The organism is Sphingomonas sp. FG14 (genome assembly GCF_057809675.1).
In genome coordinates this window covers 40,739-60,346 of sequence record NZ_JBMDKK010000021.1, presented here as the reverse complement: position 1 = coordinate 60,346, position 19,608 = coordinate 40,739, and the positions used below count along the sequence as shown (strand labels likewise).

The following is a 19,608-nucleotide window of genomic DNA, read 5'->3' as shown; positions in this document are numbered from 1 at the left end:
CGACGTCACCAATGCCGATCAGAGCAAGAGCGACAAGGCGGACAAGGCCGGCGATATCATCAACTATCACATCACCGTCGCCAATACCGGCAACATCACGCTGACCGGCGTGACTGTCACCGACCCGGCGGCGGACGCGAACAGCATCCAGCGGATCATTCCCGTCCAGCCCTCGGCGCTCGACGACGGTGACAATCTGCTCGAGGTCGATGAGATCTGGACCTATTCGGCGACGCACACGGTCACCCAGGCCGAACTCGACGCCAAGGGCAATGGTGACGGCGTTTTCGTCAACACCGCGACCGCCGACAGCACCGAAAGCCCGCCTGACAGCGACGATGCAGAGACGCCTTTGGTCTATGATCCGAAGGTCGATCTGGAAAAATATGTCTCGGTCGATGGCGGTGTCACCTTCACCGACGAGGATAATCCGACCGGCCCGACCACCAGCCTGAACGCGCCGGTGATCTTCCGCATCACCGTCGCGAACACCGGCAATGTCACGCTGACGAGCATCGCGCTCGCCGATACCAAATATGATCTGGCGGGCGCGCCGCTCTATCTGGATGCGGACAAGGACAGCGTGCTTGACGCGGACGAAACCACCGTCGTCACATCGCTCGCGCCGGGCGAGCAGGGCATCCTGTTCTATACATTGCCCTATGAGACCGGCCAGCATGTCAATGTCGCGTCGGTGACCACCGGGCAGGGTGCGACCGATTCGGATGCCGCGCATTATTTCGGGCTGGTCAATGACGGCCCCGGCGTGCGGACACCGGGTTTCTGGTCCAATCTCGGCTTCGGCTTCTGGGACGGCAAGGCGGGGCTGCCCAAACAGGCCGGCCAGCCGGGCTTCGCCGATCACGAACTGCTCTACGCGGTCGATTCGAACCGTAACGGATCGATCGGCGCTGGAGACCAGGCCGGGCTGCTGCTGGGCGATTTCGACATGAACGGGCTCACCAACGGCGGCGAGGACACGATCTTCATCCCGCTCGCGCTGGCCCAGCAACTGATCGACGCATCGCAGAAGGATCAGCAGGACGGCCGCTGGATGCTCGGGCGCGACGCCGTTGCGACGTGGCTCAACTATCTGGCCGGCAACAATATCGGCGAGGCGAACGACCCGAACAGCCCCAAGGCGCTGCTTCAGGACGCGGTTGACTGGTTCCAGGCCTATGCGGATGCCAATCACGACAATATATTGGATCTGGCGAAGGCGAACGCGATCAAGACCAACGACGCGCGCTGGAACATGCCGGGGGATGGTGGCTATGGCGCCTATGTTTCGGCGGCATCGATGCACAGCCAGCTCGATGCCTATAACAACACCGGCAGCACCTCGCCGGGGCATGACTATGCCGGCGACGCCGACAGCGCGACGTTCCTCTTCGCGTTGGCCAATATCGTCTAGCATCGCCATGGCATTGCTGGCGACCTGCGCGAGCGGTTTCGCGCAGGTCGCCGAGCGGCCCGCCGATGCCTGGGCGGAGCTCAACGCGCAGGTGCAGCAGGCCTATCGCGACGCGCAATATCAGCGGGGGGCCGAACTCGGCGCGGAAGCGCTCGCGCTCGCCGAGCAGCGCTTCGGCTCGCAGGATACGCGCACGATCATGTCGGTGAACAACCTGGCGCTCAACTATGACGCGTTGGGGCGGCTCGATGCGGCGGAGCCGTTGTTCAGGCGCGCGCTGGACTCGCACGAGCGCGTGTACGGCCCCGATCATCCGTTGACGTTGGTATCGCTCACCAATCTCGCCGGGCTCTATCAGCTTCGCGGGCGCTTCGACGAGGCGGAGACGATGCTGCGGCATGTCGTCGATGCCCGTCTGCGCCAGTTCGGCGAGGGGGCGGCCGATACCGTGCGGGCGCGCCACAATCTGGACTCGCTGCTGCGGGCGCGAGACGCATCCGCCGCGCGGCGCCAGGCGGTGGTTGCCCCGGCGGCGATGGCTGGCCCGGATCCGTCGTTCCTGGCGCTGGCTGGCATCGATCTGTCCGCCCCCGCCTTTGCCGGGATGGACGCAGGCGACGCGTCCGTGCTCCGCGTCCGTGGCATGACTGCGTTCCTGCCGATCATGCCGCGCGCGACAGTATCGGGCGGTGAGGGCGGCGTGCGGATCGCGAGGTTTCGGCCGAGATCGCCGGTGGCCGTCGGGGGCGGCGACGGTCCTCGGGACGAACCGGCCGCGCCCGCGCCCGAAGCCGCGATCCCTCTTCTGATGGTTGATGTCGCGGCGTTCGGCTTCGGGGAGGTGGATGAAGCGCCCGCGCCTTCGAACCCGCAGGATCCGCCGAGCCGCGCCTAGCGTGTTCCGCTCGGTTGCCGCTCCGCCGGCCAGGGGCTAACACCGCGCGGGTGAGAGGCTTGGCGCGACCGGCATGGATTCACTGATCACCGCGGCGGCGCGTGCGCTGGCGGCGGGCGATGCGATCGGCGCGCTGAACCGCGTCGCGCTGCGCGACGATGCGCCCGCATTGGCGTTGCGTGGCATCGCCATGGCGCAGCTTGGCGAATATGCGCGCGCCACGGCGCTGTTGCGGAGTGCCGAACGCGGCTTCGGTTCGAAGCAGGCGGTGGCGCGGGCGCGCTGCGTGGTCGCGGAGGCGGAGATCGCGCTGGTCTCGCGCGATCTGAACTGGCCGGTGAAGCGTCTCGACGCGGCGCGGCTGGCGCTTGTGGCGCGTGGCGATCCGGTCAACGCCGCGCATGCGGGCCATCTCCAGATTCAGCGCCTTCTGCTTATCGGCCGGATCGAGGCGGCCGAGCATCTGCTTGCCGGATTCGATCCCGCGCCCTTGCCACCCGCTTCATTGGCCGCGCATGCGCTGGTCGTCGCCGGGATCGCGCTCCGCCGTCTCCAGACCGGACGCGCGCGCGACGCATTGGCGCGGGCAAGGCGCGCGGCGGATGCGGCCGATATTCCGGCGCTGACCGCCGAGGTCGAGAGCGCGGCGCACAGCCTCGACCGGCCGGCGGCGCGGCTGATCGCCGGTGGCGAGGCGCGCGTGATGCGGCTGGATGAGGTGGAGGCGCTGTTCGCTTCGGATCTGCTTGTCATCGATGCGTGCCGCCATGCGCTGCGCGATCCACGGGGCATCGTCACGCTGGCGACGCGGCCGATCCTGTTCGCGCTTGCCCGCCTGTTGGGGGAAGCATGGCCGAACGACGTGTCGCGCGAAGCGCTGCTCAGGGGCGCATTCGGCGCGCGTCACGTCGATGAATCGCATCGCGCGCGGCTGCGCGTCGAGATCGGCCGGTTGCGTGCGGCGCTGTCGGCGCTGGCCGGGATCAGCGCGACCGGGCGCGGGTTCGCGTTGCGGCCGCACGGTACGCGCCGGGTGGTCGTGCTGGCGCCGCCGATCGATGACGACCACCGCGCGGTGCTGGCGCTGCTGGCGGATGGAGAGGCCTGGTCGAGTTCCGCGCTCGCGCTCGCATTGGGGGCGAGTCAGCGCACGGTGCAGCGCGCGCTCGATGCGCTGGCGGCGGCGGGCAAGGCGCGGCCGGTCGGCCGTGGCCGCGCGCGGCGCTGGATGACGCCGCCCGCCATCGGCTTCACGACAAGCTTGTTACTCCCGGGGCCGCTGCCGGTCGGTTAGGACCGATCATCAGTTTGGAGGATGGCGAGACATGAAACGATCAGAGGCCGAGATCATCCGCGAATATGGCCCGTTCCCCGATGTGGAGGCGGTGCATGGCGTCACCTATGACGGCGAACGCGTGTGGTTCGGGGCGGGGGAGCGGCTGCAGGCGCTGGATCCCGAGAGCGGCGAACTGCCGCGCGCGATCCAGGTCCCCGCGCATGCCGGAACCGCGTTCGACGGACGGCATCTGTTCCAGATCGCGGAGGATCGCATCCAGAAGATCGATCCCGGTTCGGGAGCGGTCGTCGCGACGATCCCGGCCCCCGGCGGCGGCGGCGATTCGGGGCTCGCCTGGGCGGAAGGATCCTTGTGGGTGGGCGAGTATCGCGCGCGCAGGATCCATCGCATCGATCCCGAAACGGGCGCGATCCTGCGCACGATCGAATCCAACCGCATGGTGACGGGCGTCACCTGGGTGGATGGCGAGCTGTGGCATGGCTGCTGGGAGGGGGAGGAAAGCGCGCTGCGGCGGATCGATCCGGACAGCGGCGCCCCGATCGAACAGATCGATATGCCGGCGGGCATGGGGGTTTCGGGGCTCGAATCCGATGGCGGTGATCGCTTCTTCTGCGGCGGCGGTGATAGCGGCCGGTTGCGCGCCGTGCGGCGGCTCCGCTGAAGCGGAACGCCGCCGTCACGATTTTGGCTGCCGCGCGGCCGATCTTGCCATAATGTCCCTGTCATCGCCGACGCGGATCGCGGCGGGCAATGGCGGAGGGCAGGGCATGGATATTCCAGACGACATCTTTACCGAACCCGAGGATGTCGATCCGGAAACGCTCGCCAATCTGGGGCCGCTGCGCCGCCTGGCCGGCATATGGGAAGGGCAGCGCGGCGTCGACATCAACCCCAAGGCCGACGGGCCGGAGCAGCGCGATTATTATGAACGCATCGAAATGCAGCCGATCGATCCGCAGGCGAACGGGCCGCAGCTTTTCTACGGCCTGCGCTATCATGTGCATATCAACACGCGCGAAGAGGCGATCACCTTTCACGATCAGGTCGGCTATTGGCTGTGGGAGCCGGCGACCGGGCTGATCCTGCAGACGCTGGCGATCCCGCGCGGGCAGATCGCGATCGCGGCGGGCCACGCCGCGCCCGATGCGAAGCAACTCGTGCTGAAGGCGGAGCGCGGGCAGACCGACTATGGCATCTGTTCGACCAGCTTCCTCGAAGCCGCCTTTCGCACCGATTCCTACACCATCCAGGTCGATTTCCACGATGACGGATCGTGGAGCTACATCTCCGACACGATGTTGCAGGTGCATGGTCAGGATGCGCCCTTCCTGCACCGGGACCGCAACATGCTGACGAAAGTGGGCGAGCCCGACCTCAATCCCTGGGCGCGGATAGAGCGAAATGCGCCGGGTGGTTGAAAGGTTTAGATCAAGAATCGGCGATTGGTGCCGCATGGCAAGGGCAGTCAACGATCACCATGTTCGAATAATCAATCCTGAAGGTTGAGCATAGCTGTCGATTTCCTGAACACCGGATAACCGGAGCGATCATGCTCGGTTCACCTGCGTTACGATAAGTGCGCGGCGCTTTCGATGGAAATGGAGATAAGAACATGCGCATTTTGACAGCGCTGCTTGCTGGCGCGATGATGATGATATCCGGCGGTCTGGCTCAGGCCGCGACCGACCATGGCCCACAGGCGAAGCTTGCCAAGGCGCTTGACGGCCGCGTCGCCGGCAAGCCCGTCACGTGCCTGAATCTGCGCGACATCCGCTCGACGCGGATCATCGACAATACCGCCATCCTGTACGAGACGGGCGGCGGGAAGATCTATGTCAACACGCCGCGCTCGGGCGCCTCGTCGTTGCGCGACGGCCGCGTGATGGTCACCGATACGCGTTCGTCGCAGCTTTGCAGCATCGATACCGTCCGGCTCTACGACAATGGGTCGCGGATGGAGATGGGCTGGGTCGGGCTCGGCGATTTCGTGCCCTATGCGAAGCCTGCCAAGCCCCGGGCAATCTGAAACGGACGCCGCGCCGACGGGTTCGATCTTCGCGTTGGATGCCCTTCCGAATCGCCTGCCGGCCATGATATCATGCCGGCGAGCGCGGGGGTGTTCGAAGGAGGAACCATGATCCTCGACAATGAACGCGGCTATCTGGGCTGGCGTGCGCGGATGGAGCGCATCCGCGCCGAACGCGCGCCCGATCCGGCGGGATATCGCGCCCATATCGAACTGGCGCGCAGCTATGAGCGCCGCCTGTCCGGCCTGACCATCGGCGACATCAGGAAACCGTCGCTGCGGAAAGCCTGATATCAGCCCGCGCGGCGCTTGAGCGGCTCAAGGTGCGGATGCGCCGGCATCCTGCACCTTGACATCAAGCCTCAGGCGTCGGCCCAGCGGCGCAGCAGATTGTGGTAGACGCCGGTGAGCTGGATGATCGCGCGATCGTCCTGTCCGCGATCCTGCGCGATGGTCTGGATCGCGGTGTCGAGCTCGAACATCGTCCGCCGCGCATCGGTGTCGCGGATCATCGACTGGATCCAGAAGAAGCTGGCGATGCGGCGACCGCGCGTGACGGGCTCGACACGGTGCAGGCTGGATGCCGGATAAAGCAGCATATGGCCGGCGGGCAGCTTCACCGCCTGCGCGCCGAACTGGTCCTCCACGATCAGTTCGCCGCCGTCATAGGCGTCGGGATCTTCCAGGAAGAGCGTGGCGGACAGGTCGCTGCGGATGCGGAAATCGCTGCCGCGCCGGATGCGGATCGCATTGTCGACATGCAGGTCGAACGCCTGGCCGCCCGAATAGGCGTTGAACAGCGGCGGAAAGATCTTGAGCGGCAGCGCCGCCGCGATGAACAGCGGCGACCGGCCGAGCGCGTCGAGGATGAGCGCGCCCGCCTGTTTCGCGGCGGCGCTGTCCTCGGGCAGTTGCATATTGCGCTTGGCCAGCGCCGATTGATGGCCGGACGTGGCGTTGCCGTCGATCCAGTCCGCGGCGTCGATCAGGCCGCGCACCTCGGCGAGGGCGGCTGCATCGAGAATCTCGGGGATCGCGATCATCATGACACCATCGCGCTATTGCCATGGCGCGTCGCCGTCAATGCTATTGCGATGCGTTCTTATCTTGGTTCGTGACCATCCCGGGGCGTTCGAACATGTCGGTCTGCGTGTCGTTCAGCCGGACCTCGCCGATCCGGCGATAGCCGCGCGTGGTTGCCAGCCGGATCGATGGAGTGTTGGCCGGATCGATCAGGCAGGTGGTGCAGCGGGCGGGCAGGTGCGCGTCGGCCCAGTCGAGCACCGCCGTCAGCGCCTCTCCCGCGAACCCGCGTCCCTGCGCGCCCGAGGCGAGCATCCAGCCGGTCTCCGGCTGCTCGCCCGACATCGGCACGCCCACGCGCTGTTGATAGGCGAGCGCGATCTCTCCAACGAAGCCGCCGGTTTCCGTCTCTCGCAGCATCCAGTAGCCGAAGCCGAACAGCGACCAGTGGCCGGCATATTTGAGCAGCCGTGCCCAACCCTCCTCGCGCGTGCATGGCTTGCCGATGAAGCGCAGCAGCTCGGCATCGGACCAGAGCGTGAGGATATCCGCGAAATCGGCCGCGACCGGACGGCTGAGCGTCAGGCGCGGCGACGACAGCGTATCGGGTACGGGGCCGAGGATCACGGCGCCGGTTTGAGCGTGATCACGCGTTCGGCCGCCTGGTCGACCGCCGCGCGGCTGAACGAAAGCGGCGCATAGCGCCCCTCCTTCCAGGCCGGCAGCAGATCGCGGTAGTGCGGATCGCCCGGGTCGCCCGACTGGCCGGGCATGTTGAGGAACATCGACTTGTCCCAGTCGCCCACATCCATCACCAGCCGGACCGAGGGGCCGTGGACGGCGGCGAAGCTGCTGCCGCGATAAGCGGTCATCGCCGGCGTGGAGGACGAGCCGCCCACCGGCACCGGCCCGACCGTCATCGACTGCTGGAGCGCCGGATCGGCGAGCACCGCGACGGCGGGCTTCAGCGTGAGCGTGTGAAGCCGGCCCCATTGCCATGTCGTCATGTCCGGCCCCAGCTTCTGCCGGAGATCGGCGAGCGTCGCCTCCAGGCTGTCGAGCAGCATCGATTTCGCCGCCGCCGCCGGATCGGCGCCCAGCAACGCGTCGCGCGTTTCCAGCAGGGAGAGCAGCGCGTCGGGCGATCCGCGCTCGAGGATCGGGCGCGCGGGCGCGGGGGCGATCCGATCGACCATCACGCGGCCGAGATGCTGGGTCAGCCAGGTTTCGTAGATCGCCGCCGGCACGCTCTCTGCGGCGACATTGCCGTCCCATGTCTTGATCAGCGCCAGCGCCTGGCGCGCATCCGGTGTATTGCCGTCGAGCGGGGCGGCCAGCGCGATCATGCGCTGCACCATGCCGCTGCCCGTGTCCATCTGCAGCGCCATCGCGTCGGCGACCGACAGGCGCGGCTTGGCGGCCATCACCTGCGAGATGCGATCGATGCGGCTGCGATCGCTCCATTCGAAGCTGATCGGCGCGCTGGGCGTGAAGCCCTTGGGGAAGTTCATCTCGTTGGCGCTGGCGAACCAGCCCTTTTCGGGATTCTTGATCTGGGGGAGATCGGCGGGCCGGCGGACGCCTTGCCATTCGTAGCGGCCATCGCCGGGCACCGGCATCAGCCCGTCCCAATTGGGGCGGATCGGCGCGAAGCCCGCGGCGGACCAGCCCGTCGTACCGCTCAGGTCGGCCCAGATCAGGTTGAGCGGCGGCGTGCCCCAATGATCGGCGGCCTTGCGGAAATCGTTCCAGTTCGCGGCGTTCGCCAGCCAGGACGCGGCGGCATAGCCCGACGCCCCCGGCTCGGACCATGTCGTCCTGATGGCAAAGGCGCGATCCTGTTTCGCGTCCTGGCGCAGCACCGGCCCGTGGCGCGTGTAGCGAAGCTCGACCGCGACCGGCGCGCCGCCCTTCACGGGGATGGTTTCGCGCACCCGCTTCATCTTCTCCCAACGGCCGCGATAGCGATAGGAATCGGGATCGCCGGCCTTGGTCTCGTAGACGTAGAGATCCTCCTGGTCGGTGCCGAAGATGGTCAGGCCGAACGCCGCCTTGCCGTTATGGCCGAGCGAGACGCCGGGAACGGCGGGCTCGCCCGCGCCGATCAGCGAAACCCCCGGCGCGTCGAGATGGACGACATAGCGCAGGCTGGGCACGCCGAAGGCGCGATGCGGATCATTGGCGAGGATCGGCCGGCCCGTCGCCGAATGCGAGGGTGCGATCACCCAGTTGTTCGATCCGTCGACGGTGTTCGGGTCGGACGCATCCGCAAGCCGCGCGGGGGCGGAGGAGGGCGCGGGCGGAAATGCCACATCGGCGGTGGCGAGCAGATAATCGTCCATCACCTCGGGCGTGATCGCGCAGGGGGCCAGCCCCTCCGGCTTCACGGGAACATGATCGGGTGACAGCTTCGCGCGCAGCCGGTCGATATCGAGGCCGGCCGCGCAGGCGACGCGGGCGCGCGTCACTTCCTGCTTGGCGTTGGAAACCAGCGCATGGCTGCGGATGCGGACGATCTCCTCCGCGCTCCAGCGTTCGGGCCGGCTTTGCGTCAGCACAAATTCGGGCGGCAGCGGCCTTGTTCCGGCCAGCACCTGATCGACATAGGCGTTCACCCCGGCGGCGAACGCGACATAGCGATCGCGGCTGCCGGGCGCGTAGCGCGCCCATTCCGCCGCCATGTCCCCGCGATAGAGGAACAGCCGTGCGGCGCGGTCCTGCTTCACATAAGCCGGGCCGAAATTGGCGGAGAGCCGGCCGAGCCCGCGCTTGCGCCACAGGTCGATCTGCCACAGCCGGTCGCGCGCGGCGTTGTAGCCCTGGAGGAAATAGGCGTCGCGCTCGGTCTTCGCATAGATGTGCGCCAGGCCCCAGCGGTCGACGACGATCTCGGCAGGCTGGGTAAGGCCCGGTACGTCCCATGCCTCGCGCTTCACCTCCGATGCGGTGGCGATGGAGGGGAGGGCAATTGCGGCCAGCGCGACCGATCCGATCCGGGGCAAGGCAAACATCATCCGGGCACTCTCCTCTCGACCAGTTCATGGATGATCGGGCGCAGCAGCAGCGCGGCGGTCAGGCCCGTCAGGGCGATGCCGGCATGCAGCAGCCAGAATTCAGGCGCCCCCATCCTTTCGTAGAAGCGACCAAGCCAGCCGACGGTGAAATTGGCAAGTGCGATCGACATGATCGCGAGGCTCATCATGATCGTCGCCTTGGCGGGCGGCGCGTGGCGCGATACGAAGGCCTTGAGCGGCGGTTCCCCCCAGATGAAGCTGAAATCGAGCAACAGGAAGAAGGCGAGCACCCAGGCGAGCGGCACCGGCCCGGTCGCGGTCGCCGCTCCAAGCGCGAGGATCGCGAAGGCCGTGCCCGCCATGGTGCAGCCGATCGCGATCTTGCCGATATCGTCCGGCTCGCGGCCGCGCGCGTCCAGCGCCCGCCACAGCCGGACGCCGACAAGGATGCCGGCCATGGTGGCGATGCCGTCGAAGGTGAAGATCCAGGTGACCGGGATGGTCAGGCCCCAGGCCTGGCGGTCGACATGGTCGGTCGCCCACACCGGAAACAGCGTATAGGCCTGATAGACCGCGCTGAACATCAGCACGAAGGGGACGAACGCCAGCAGCAGCCCCAGGATCGCGCGCCAGTCGTCGCGGGTGAGCGGCGCCTGCGCGACGCTCAGGCGGACCACGGGCGGTTCGGGCGGCAAATGGCGACGGCCCGCCAGATAGATGATCAACGCCGCGACCATCGCGATCGCGGCGACGCCGAAACCGTAATGCCAGCCCAGCGTCTCGCCCAGCGTGCCGCAGACGAGCGGCGCGGACAGCGCGCCGATATTGCGGACGAGCATGTAGATGCCGAACCCGCGCGAGCGGCGCGGATCGTCGGCGCCATAGAGGCGGCCGATCTGGACGGCCATGTTGCCCTTGATGAAACCGGCGCCGAGCACGAGCAGGAGCAGGGCGAGGAGGAACAGCCGCTCCGACGTCATGCACAAATGGCCGAGCGTCATCAGCACTGCGCCCAGCACGATCGTGCGCGTCTGCCCGAGCACGCGATCGCCCAGCCAGCCGCCGAGCAGCGGCGTCGTGTTGACCAGCCCGACATAGAGGCCGAAAATCTGCGATGCGAGCGCGATGGTGGTCATCGGCCCGCCGATCGATTCCAGCCCGCCGCGCAGATGATCGAGCCCGCCGACATTTTCGAAATGCCCCGGCCGCAGCAACTGGCCGACCATGTAGAGCATCAGCAGCGCCTGCATGCCGTAGTAGGAGAAGCCCTCCCACACCTCGGTGAAGGCGAGATAGGCCAGGCCCTTCGGATGGCCGAAAAAGGCAGTATCCCCGCTGCGTTCCATGCTTTCCCCAAAGCGCCCTGTCGTTCGATGCGACGAATATCTATTGACTGTGTACCTCAAAAATACAATGTGTATACAGATTTTTGAATGCACGCGCCTCAGCGTCGGAACAGGGGTTTCATGTCGTTATCAAGCACCGGCGGGGGTGCCGCACAATGCCGTCGGTAATCATCGATCCCAGGGCCGACACGCAGGCGGAGCCAGAGATCGCTCGCGAGGCGATCGATATCCTCGGCCGGCTGGTCTCGTTCGACACGACATCGTCCGAATCGAATCTGGCGCTGATCGCCTATGTCGAGGCGTATCTTGCCGAACATGGCGTGACGTCGCGCCGCATCGCCAATGCCGACGGGTCCAAGGCCAATCTGCTCGCCACGATCGGCGATGGGATGGCGGGCGGCATCGTCCTGTCGGGCCATACCGACGTGGTGCCGGTGAAGGACCAGCCCTGGACCTCCGATCCGTTCGTGCTCACCCGGCGGGGCGACAGGCTCTATGGGCGCGGCACCAGCGACATGAAGAGCTTCCTCGCGCTCGCCCTCGCCGCGGTGCCGCTGCTCGCGCGGACACCGCTCGCGCGGCCCGTGCACCTCGCTTTCTCCTATGACGAGGAGATCGGCTGCCTCGGCGCGCCCGACCTGATCCGCAACATCGTTGACGACGGCTATAGCCCGATGGCCGCGATCATCGGCGAGCCGACGGGCATGACGATCGTCAACAGCCACAAGAGCATCCATCTGTACGAAGTGGTGGTGATCGGCCGCGAGGCGCATTCGAGCCTGGTGCATGAAGGTGTGTCGGCGAACATGGTCGCGATCGAATTGCTCGCCACGCTGGTCGAGGTCGCCGAGGCCGAACAGCGTGACCATCGCGATCCGCGTTTCGAGCCGCAATGGTCGACGCTGACGGTGGGCACGATCCAGGGCGGCACCGCGCCCAACATCCTGGCGCGCGAATGCCGCTTCACCTTCGATCTGCGCTGCATTCCCGATCGCGAGGCGGAAACGGTGCTCGAACCCTTCTGGCGCGCGGTGGAGCGGGCGCAGGCGCGGCTCGCGGCGGAAGGCGACGGCACCGGTGTCGTCATCAACCGGCTGGCGCAGGTGCCTGCGCTGCGCCGCGAACAGAGCGGGGCGGCCGAGCAATTGTCGGCGATGCTGAGCGGCGCGAACGAGCCGGGGACCGCGGTTTCCTATGGCGCGGAGGCGGGGCAGTTCCAGGCCGCCGGTCTTTCCACTGTCATCTGCGGCCCGGGATCGATATCTCAGGCGCACCGGCCGGACGAATTCGTCGAACTGAGCCAGATCGAAGCGGGCGCCCGCTTCATCGCCCGGCTCGTCGCGTTCGTCCGCATGGGTTGAGGGAAAGGCAGGCAGCATGGGTAGCAAGACGACCGCCAAGGCCGTGAACGTTCCGGATGAGAGCGGGCCGGACGAGAGCGGATCCGACGATGGCGTGCGTCAGTCTTCGGGGCAGAAAGTCTATACGCTGCTGCGCGAACAGATACTGAGCCTGCAACTCGCGCCCAATACCGAGCTGGACGAGGTCCAGTTCAGCCGTGAACTCGGTTTTTCGCGCACGCCGATCCGCGAGGCGCTGATCCGCCTGGCCTCGGACAGCCTCGTCGTCCTCGCGCCCAATCGCGGCGCGCGCGTGGCGCCGCTCGATCTCGATCAGGTGCCGCAGGTGCTCGAAGCGCTCGAACTCTATGAACGCGCGACGACGCGCTGGGCGGCGCTGCGCCGCCAGCCGGTGCATCTCGCGCTGCTGGAACAGCGCAACCGCGAGTTCGCCACCGCCTGTGAAACCGAGGATCCGCGCGTCATCGTCGAGGCGAACTGGGCGTTCCACGACGCGATCAACCAGGCCTGCGGCAACAAATATCTGGCGGCCGACTGCTCGAAGATGCTGCGCGGCGTGATGCGCCTGTCGCTGCTCGCCTTCCGGCAGAGCGATGCGCAGCTTTCCAGCTACGACGTGATCGAGCAGCATCGCGAGATGATCGAGGCGATCCGCAGCGGCAATGCCGATCTGGCGGAAGAACTGGTCTATCAGCATTCGGACGAGTTCCGGGACCGGATGAAAACCTTCGTCGCGGGCACGTCGACGGCGGATTTCTCGCTGGTCGGGCGCAGGGGGTAAGAGCACCTATCCGTCATCCCGCACGCCTTGAAGGGGACCGGTAAAAGGGAATGCCTGGCGCGAGGGGGCGTCAGGATACTTGTATCCCGTTCACCGTTCGGGCTGAGCCTGTCGAAGCCCTGTCCTTCTACTTCAGTGTCAAGGAAAGGCAGGGCTTCGACAGGCTCAGCCCGAACGGGCCTATTGGTGGCCGCGATGCAAGACGGCAGACTCCGGCCTCAATCCTCCAGATCGCCCGGCACCGCGCCGGCCGCGCTGAACATCAGGATCGCGGTCGGCACGGTCAGCGCCATCACGATCAGCAATGCGTAGCGTAGGCCGGTGGGCCCCACCGACGCGCTGAACATGTCGCTGAGCGCGCCCGTCACCACCGGCCCCAGGCCGAAGCCCAGCAGGTTTCCGAAGAACAGCAGCAGCGCGATCGCGGTCGCGCGGCGCGCGCTGCCGCAAACGGCATGGACCGCCGCGAAGGCCGCGGGCAGCGACGCGTAGAGCAGGATGCCGCCGAGCGTGCTGACCACCAGGAACCAGCCGAGATCGTCGATCAGGAACATCAGCGTGTTGGGCAGCGCTGCGAGGCCGAAGCCCAGCGCCGGGAACCAGGCGATCCACCTCTTGTCGCGCCGCACCAGCATGTCGCACGCCATGCCGCCCGCGAGACTGCCGATCAGCACGGCGACGCCCGAGGACAGGCCGTAATAAAGCCCGGCATCGGCGATGGGGCTGCCGACGACGCGGATCAGATAGGACGGCACAAAGACCAGCGAGCCATAGGCCGCGAAATTATAGAAGGTGAAGCCGATCAGCAGCCGCACGAAGGATCGTTTGGCGGCGAGGCGGCGGATCGAGGCGCCGAAGGCTTCGGTCGCCCCACGCGTCGCCGAGGGCGCGACCGACCGGCGGGGCTCGTCGAGCAGGAAATAGACGATCGCCGCGATCAGCAGGCCGGGCAGCCCGAACGCCATCAGCGTCGCGCGCCAGCCATAGGCGGTGACGATCTGCGATCCGATCGAAAGGCCGATCAGATAGCCCGCCGTGCCGGATGTCGCGAAGATGCCGATCGCGCGTGCGCGCGAGGATGGCGGGAAATAATCGACGATCAGCGCCTGGGCGGGCGGCGTCGCGCCCGCTTCCCCCACGCCCACGCCGATCCGCGCGAGCAGCAATTGCCAGAAACTGCCGGCGACCGCGCACAGCATCGTCATCGCGCTCCAGATGCTGATCGCGACGGTGATCAGCAGCGTGCGATCGCCGCGATCCGCCCAGCGCGCGATCGGCAGGCCCAACATCGAATAAAGCAGCGCGAAGGAGAGGCCGCTGAGCAGCCCCAATTGCGTGTCGGAGACCCCGAATTCCTGCTTGATCGGTTCGAGCAGGACCGAGATCACCACACGGTCGATCGAACTCGACGTGCCGACCAGGAACAGGATCGCCAGGAAGAACCAGCGCCGCGCCGGCGAATAGAGATGCGACGATCCGGTCGTCGCGGCCTGGTCCGGAACGGCGCTACCCGGCGTCACGGGCGCGGCCCGATGTTGCGCCCCTCCCAGGTGCGGAACCAGCGCAGCACGCGGATGCCCTGGTCGATCTGCGCCTCGAAGCGGGCGGCGGCGTGGCCTTCCTCGGGATAGAGCACCAGTTCGCTCGGCACGCCGTTCAATATCAGCGCATGGTGATACTGCACCGCCTGGCTCGATGGCGTCGTCTTGTCCTGCTCGCCCGCGATCAGCATTGTCGGCGTCACCACCGTGTTCGCACGCGCCAATGGGCTGCGTTGGTCGAACACGCCGCCGACATCATAGGGATCGCCGCCTGAATAGAGCGACAGGAATTCGGGGTGGTGCGCGGTGAAGAACTGGCTGCGCATGTCGGTGAGTGGCGCGATCGCGCAGGCGGCCTTGAACCGGTCGGTCTGGCCGACCAGCCAGCAGGTCATGAAGCCGCCATAGCTGCCGCCGGTGACGAACAGCCGGGTCGGATCGACATCGTGATTGGCGATGACATGGTCCAGTCCCGCGAGGATGTCGTGGGCGTCCTCGCCGGCCATGTCGTCGATCACGCGCGACGCGAAATCGAGCCCACGCCCCGAACTGCCACGCGGATTGGGGAAAAGCACCGCATAGCCCGAACTGACGAGCAGGGCCGCGAGCGGATTGTCGAAACTCCAGGAATCGCGGAACAGGTGCGACGGCCCGCCATGGATGAAGACGACCAGCGGCGGCCGTTCGACGCCAGCGGGCAGGGCGAGATAGCCCATGATTTCCAGCCCGTCGCGCCCTTGCCAGCGGATCGCCTGGGCGGGCCGCATCGCATCCAGGATCGCGCGTGCGCCGTCATGCGCCAGATCGAGCACCACCCGTTCCCCGCCATCGTTATCGACGCGGAAGATATGGGCGTAACGGTCGAATGCATGGCCCGGCACGATCGCGCCGGTGCGGCCGCTGGGTGTCGCGGCGGGAACCTTGCGGCCGCCGGTGCCCGGCGATCGCCACTCGATCGCGGTTTCGCCGGTGGTGAGATGGTGCGTGCCCGCGACGCTTCCGGGCGCCGCGAAACCCGCGAAGAACAGGCGCGCGCTGTCCCGCCATGCCAGCGCCGAGACCTCGGCGCCGATCGCGGGCTGGCGCCGCTCGCCCGTCTCGCGATCGTAGAGCGTCAGCGTGCCGAGCGCGACGGTGCGGTGGAAGCGCCCCTCGACGATGGCGATCGTGCGCCCGTCAGGCGACCCGCAGACCTTGGCGAGCTCGACATCGGGTCGCGCGAAACGCGCGAACGCGCCGCCGCTTGCCGGGGCTATGCCGATTTCGGTCTGGTACCAACCGCCCTCGGTGGGGCTGGAGGAGAGGATCGCGACGATTTCGTCGCTGCCGCACCAATCGGCTTCCCAGACGGCCTGGCCGGCGGTGCCGATCGCGGTCAGCCGGTTCGAGGCGATGTCCCAGACCCGGGCGCGCCGCCAGAGATTGTCGTGCGATCCGGTTTCGACCGTCGGCATCCAGGATGGGCGCGCGACATCCGCGCTGCCGATGCGCGCGGTGCTCGCCGATCCGGCGGCGTCCGCGCCGGCATCGGCGCTCTGGATCAGGATGCGCCGGCCATTGGCGGACCAGGCGAAGCTCTCGACCGCTTCTCCGTCCAGCACGGGGCCGGCGATCTGAACCTCAGGCGTGTCGGCGTCTGCCAGGAAAAGCTGGAAGTTGCCGCCGCCGCGACCGCGATCGGAGAGAAAGGCGAGCTGGGTGCCGTCGGGCGACCATTTGGGATCGGTATCGTTGGTGCCTTCACTACCCAGCAGAGATACGGTGCCGTCGGTGCCGAGCAGCGCCAGCCGCGTGACCGGAAAGCCGCCACTGGCTTCATAGACCGGTCCGGAAAAGGCGATCACGCCGGTCACTGGATTTTCGACGGCGTGGACGATCGCATGGAATTGCCCGGTGCCGGGCCGATAGAGTTTTTCGAAATAGTCGGCGACGCGCGTCTGGATCGCGGCGAGTTCATCGTTTTCAATCATGCCGGTCCAGGTCTTTCGATCGTTCTTATACGCGATCTCGAAGATGCTGAAGCATCCTCGATCGGTTCGCTCAAGCGCCGCGCGGGCTGATACCAGATCTCCATGCGTCGAACTCATCGAGATCTGGTATTACGCACACACGTCCATATCGCATCGAGCGGCGGACCGGCAGGCCCGCCGCTCGACAGGATCAAAGATGGAATTCGAACTGGAGGCCGACGGTGCGCGGCCGGGTCCGGAATTCCAGGCTGACATCGCTGGGCGGCTGCAGGCGGCCGTTCCAGTTGGTGATATTCTCCACGAACAATGTCGCGGTCCAGTTGTCGGGCGATTTCAGCGCGAAGCCGGCACGTGCGGTGAGGGGTGCGTCGCTGATGAACAGCCGTGACACGCCGCCCGAAAGCAGGCGGCCGGGGATCTTGGACCGATAGTTCACCGATCCCGTGAACTGCCCTTCCAGGCCCGCACCGCCGATCGGGAATTCATATTCGGCGAAGGCGCTGGCGGTATATTCGGGCGAAAAGGCCAGCCGCTCGCCCTTCTGGAACAGCACCACCGGGCCGGCGGCCGTCTGGGTGATGATCGCCGCGTCTAGGTTCAGCCCGTTCCAGCTAAAGGTGCCGCCGAAATCGAGCCCCCTGACCGGACGGACCGTCGCGCTCAGGTCGACGCCGAAGCCGCTGGCCGACGAACCGTTGACGCTCGCCGCGATCGGCGCGCCCATGAAGTTCAGGTTCACATTCTGCTGAATGTCCTTCCAGTCGATATAATAAAGCGCGGCGTCGAAGCTCAGCGCGCCGTCCAGCAGGCTGCCCTTGGCGCCGATCTCATAGTTCGAAAGCTTGTCCGCGCGGACGGGCGGCAGCGTCGGCGCCGTGCGGATCACCGTCGGGCTCTGGTTGAAGCCGCTGCGGAAACCCTGCGAATAGGATGCATAGGCCGTGAAGCTGCGCGAGGGCAGCCAGGTCAGCACCACGCGCGGCGTGACCGCGTCGAACGTCTCGGTGCGGTGCGCGAGCGGCTGGGCGGGGTTGCCCGTCGTCGGCGTCCGTTCGATCTGCGAAACGCGGTCGTTGAAATAGCGCAGACCGCCGGTCAGCTCGAGCGTATCGTCGAGGAAGGTCTTGGTGAGCTGGCCGAACACCGCATATGAGCGCGACTTGTCGTTGGTGTTGATCGGCGCGGGCAGCACGAACAGCGTCTGGTACAAAAGGTCGGTCGCGTCGCGATAGAAGGCGCCGGCGGACCAGCGCCAGCTTCCCTCGCTCTTCGAATTGAGCAGCAGTTCCTCGGTGAAGACCTCGGACTCGATGTTCGAATAGAGCGTCTGCCTGGGGCCGAGCGTGTTGTAGTCCCGCAGGCCGCGATTGACGAATTTCAGATAGCTGGTCGCGCTGGTGATGGCGACGCCGGGCAGGTCATAGCCGATCTTCGCGCTGAATGCGTCATAGTTCAGCTTTTGCGGGATCGGCACCGGCGCGAGCTGGATGCCGGCGGCATTGGCATAGCTGGGCGCGTCCTGATCGATCCGCGAGATCCAGGCCGACAGGCCGATGCTGAGTTCTTCGGTCGGCTGCGCATTGATCTTCAGCCGGACGTTGCGCGATTGCGTGTCGTTGGCGTTCTTGATGCCCTGCGCCGGCTGCTCGATCCAGCCGCCGGCATTCTCGAAGCCCGCGACCAGGCGCACCGCCAGCTTGCCTTCGACCAGCGGGATGTTGACCGCGATATCGCCGCGATAGCTTTCGTCGCCGTCCTGCGTCGAGGAGATGCCCGCGCGCGTCTTCAGTTCGAACTTGTCGAGATTGGCGTCGTTGGTCAGCAGGCGGACAACGCCGTTCAGCGCGTTGGCGCCATAGAGCGTGCCCTGCGGCCCGCGCAGCACCTCGATCCGCTGCATGTCGAAACCATTGGTGTCGGGCAGGATCGCCGACTTCACCAGGCCGAAGGGCACCGAGTCGATATAATAGGCGGCGGTGCTCGATCCGGAGAGCGTCGCGCCATTGGCGGCGACGCCGCGAATGGTGAGCTGGGTGGCGCCGCCCTGCGCGGTGCTGGTGATCGAAACGCCCGCGACGTTGCGCAGCGCATCGGTGACGCCGCCCGTGGTCTGGCCGTCGAGCTGCGCGCCGCCGAGTACGGCGACCGAGATCGGCACGTCCTGCAGCCGTTCCTCGCGCTTCTGTGCGGTCACGACGATCTCGTCGGTCGTGTCCTCCGCCGCGTCGGCGGTCTGCGCGCCGGCGGGCGCCGCCCAGGCCAGCGGCAGCAGCGCCAATGCCACACCACACCGCAATCCCGTCGACAGCTTCTTCCGCATCATATCCCCCTGCACCTTTTCGGTTCGTCAGTGTTGAATTTCTCGTGAACACAATTTGTATAATCTGTGTAGACAAGTCAAGCGCGTCGCTCTAACCCAGCGTTTATCGGCGGTTTAGAGAGGGATTTGAGGGCATGGCTGGGCCGGAAGGCGTGGTGGAAACCGCGTCAGGAGACGGGATCGAGACGTTTCGGGGCGTCGTATTCCCCTGGCATTGCGACTCGATGGGGCACATGTCGGTGCAGCATCAGATGCCGCTGCTCGACAATGCGGCCTATCATCTGCTTGGCACGCTGGCGCCGACGACCGCGATGGAGGACGGGCATCGCCTCGGCTGGGCCGATGTGTCGCACGAGATCCGCTATCTGCACGAACTGGTCGCGGGTGACCTTCTGATCCTGCGTTCGGGCATCCTGTCGATCGGCCGCTCTTCTCTTCGTCATCGCACGATCATGATGCGGCGGTCCGACGACCGTATCTGCACCGTGCTCGAGGGCGTCACCGTGCGCTTCGACCTCGATGCGCGGCGGTCGATCCCCTTGTCCGATCCGGTGCGCGCCATCGCCGGGACGCTGCTGATCACCGCCGCATCCGATCAATCTTCATTGGGAGCATAAATC

The 19,608-nt window shown here is 66.7% G+C and carries 17 protein-coding genes; 10 read left to right on the top strand and 7 right to left on the bottom strand.

What is annotated here, in order from left to right; all coding sequences use genetic code 11:
• From ACODTA_RS27020 to ACODTA_RS26990, 7 genes are all read left to right on the top strand, one after another.
• Positions 1-1,414, top strand: a 1,414-nt coding sequence (locus tag ACODTA_RS27020) for a DUF7507 domain-containing protein (RefSeq protein WP_489070331.1), incomplete at its 5' end; no start/stop codon positions are given.
• A gap of 7 nt (positions 1,415-1,421) precedes the next feature.
• Positions 1,422-2,309, top strand: coding sequence for a tetratricopeptide repeat protein (locus ACODTA_RS27015; RefSeq protein WP_489070329.1), 888 nt, complete (start codon positions 1,422-1,424; stop codon positions 2,307-2,309).
• Positions 2,310-2,382: 73 nt separating this feature from the next.
• On the top strand, positions 2,383-3,603 hold the full coding sequence (locus ACODTA_RS27010) for a helix-turn-helix domain-containing protein (protein WP_489070327.1): 1,221 nt from the start codon (positions 2,383-2,385) through the stop codon (positions 3,601-3,603).
• A gap of 31 nt (positions 3,604-3,634) precedes the next feature.
• Positions 3,635-4,267, top strand: coding sequence for a Vgb family protein (locus ACODTA_RS27005; RefSeq protein ID WP_489070325.1), 633 nt, complete (start codon positions 3,635-3,637; stop codon positions 4,265-4,267).
• Between the two features lie 106 nt (positions 4,268-4,373).
• Complete coding sequence (locus ACODTA_RS27000) at positions 4,374-5,024, top strand: FABP family protein (RefSeq protein ID WP_489070333.1); 651 nt, start codon at positions 4,374-4,376, stop codon at positions 5,022-5,024.
• Between the two features lie 194 nt (positions 5,025-5,218).
• Entirely contained in the window at positions 5,219-5,632 is a 414-nt protein-coding gene (locus ACODTA_RS26995) for a hypothetical protein (RefSeq protein WP_489070323.1), read from the top strand.
• A gap of 108 nt (positions 5,633-5,740) precedes the next feature.
• Positions 5,741-5,923: a hypothetical protein gene (locus tag ACODTA_RS26990; RefSeq protein ID WP_489070321.1), complete on the top strand. Its 183-nt coding sequence runs from the start codon at positions 5,741-5,743 to the stop codon at positions 5,921-5,923.
• Between the two features lie 71 nt (positions 5,924-5,994).
• On the opposite strand, the gene ACODTA_RS26985 is transcribed toward ACODTA_RS26990, so the two are convergent.
• The 4 genes from ACODTA_RS26985 to ACODTA_RS26970 are packed head-to-tail and all read right to left on the bottom strand — an operon-like array spanning position 5,995 to position 11,015.
• Positions 5,995-6,678 (bottom strand): Fe2+-dependent dioxygenase, encoded by a 684-nt coding sequence (locus tag ACODTA_RS26985; protein ID WP_489070319.1) that lies wholly within the window; start codon positions 6,676-6,678, stop codon positions 5,995-5,997.
• Positions 6,679-6,718: 40 nt separating this feature from the next.
• Complete coding sequence (locus tag ACODTA_RS26980; protein ID WP_489070314.1) at positions 6,719-7,282, bottom strand: GNAT family N-acetyltransferase; 564 nt, start codon at positions 7,280-7,282, stop codon at positions 6,719-6,721.
• The gene (locus ACODTA_RS26975) at positions 7,279-9,669 is read right to left on the bottom strand and encodes a penicillin acylase family protein (protein WP_489070312.1); all 2,391 of its coding nucleotides are present in this window, start codon (positions 9,667-9,669) and stop codon (positions 7,279-7,281) included. Before ACODTA_RS26975 ends, ACODTA_RS26980 begins: the two co-directional genes overlap by 4 nt.
• Positions 9,666-11,015 (bottom strand): peptide MFS transporter, encoded by a 1,350-nt coding sequence (locus ACODTA_RS26970; protein WP_489070310.1) that lies wholly within the window; start codon positions 11,013-11,015, stop codon positions 9,666-9,668. Before ACODTA_RS26970 ends, ACODTA_RS26975 begins: the two co-directional genes overlap by 4 nt.
• 155 nt (positions 11,016-11,170) lie before the next feature.
• On the opposite strand from ACODTA_RS26970, the gene argE reads away from it, so the two are divergent.
• On the top strand, positions 11,171-12,376 hold the full coding sequence (gene argE, locus ACODTA_RS26965; protein WP_489070308.1) for an acetylornithine deacetylase: 1,206 nt from the start codon (positions 11,171-11,173) through the stop codon (positions 12,374-12,376).
• A 16-nt stretch (positions 12,377-12,392) separates the two neighbouring features.
• On the top strand, positions 12,393-13,157 hold the full coding sequence (locus ACODTA_RS26960; RefSeq protein ID WP_489070306.1) for a GntR family transcriptional regulator: 765 nt from the start codon (positions 12,393-12,395) through the stop codon (positions 13,155-13,157).
• Positions 13,158-13,375: 218 nt separating this feature from the next.
• On the opposite strand, the gene ACODTA_RS26955 is transcribed toward ACODTA_RS26960, so the two are convergent.
• The 3 genes from ACODTA_RS26955 to ACODTA_RS26945 all read right to left on the bottom strand — a co-directional run bounded on the left by ACODTA_RS26955 (position 13,376) and on the right by ACODTA_RS26945 (position 18,988).
• The gene (locus ACODTA_RS26955; protein ID WP_489070304.1) at positions 13,376-14,677 is read right to left on the bottom strand and encodes a spinster family MFS transporter; all 1,302 of its coding nucleotides are present in this window, start codon (positions 14,675-14,677) and stop codon (positions 13,376-13,378) included.
• Positions 14,674-16,668 (bottom strand): prolyl oligopeptidase family serine peptidase, encoded by a 1,995-nt coding sequence (locus ACODTA_RS26950; protein ID WP_489070302.1) that lies wholly within the window; start codon positions 16,666-16,668, stop codon positions 14,674-14,676. The genes ACODTA_RS26955 and ACODTA_RS26950 overlap by 4 nt, the downstream gene beginning before the upstream one ends.
• A 190-nt stretch (positions 16,669-16,858) precedes the next feature.
• On the bottom strand, positions 16,859-18,988 hold the full coding sequence (locus ACODTA_RS26945; RefSeq protein WP_489070300.1) for a TonB-dependent receptor: 2,130 nt from the start codon (positions 18,986-18,988) through the stop codon (positions 16,859-16,861).
• Positions 18,989-19,122: 134 nt separating this feature from the next.
• Between ACODTA_RS26945 and ACODTA_RS26940 the strand changes: the two genes are divergently transcribed.
• The gene (locus tag ACODTA_RS26940) at positions 19,123-19,605 is read left to right on the top strand and encodes an acyl-CoA thioesterase (RefSeq protein WP_489070298.1); all 483 of its coding nucleotides are present in this window, start codon (positions 19,123-19,125) and stop codon (positions 19,603-19,605) included.
• Positions 19,606-19,608: the final 3 nt, after the last annotated feature.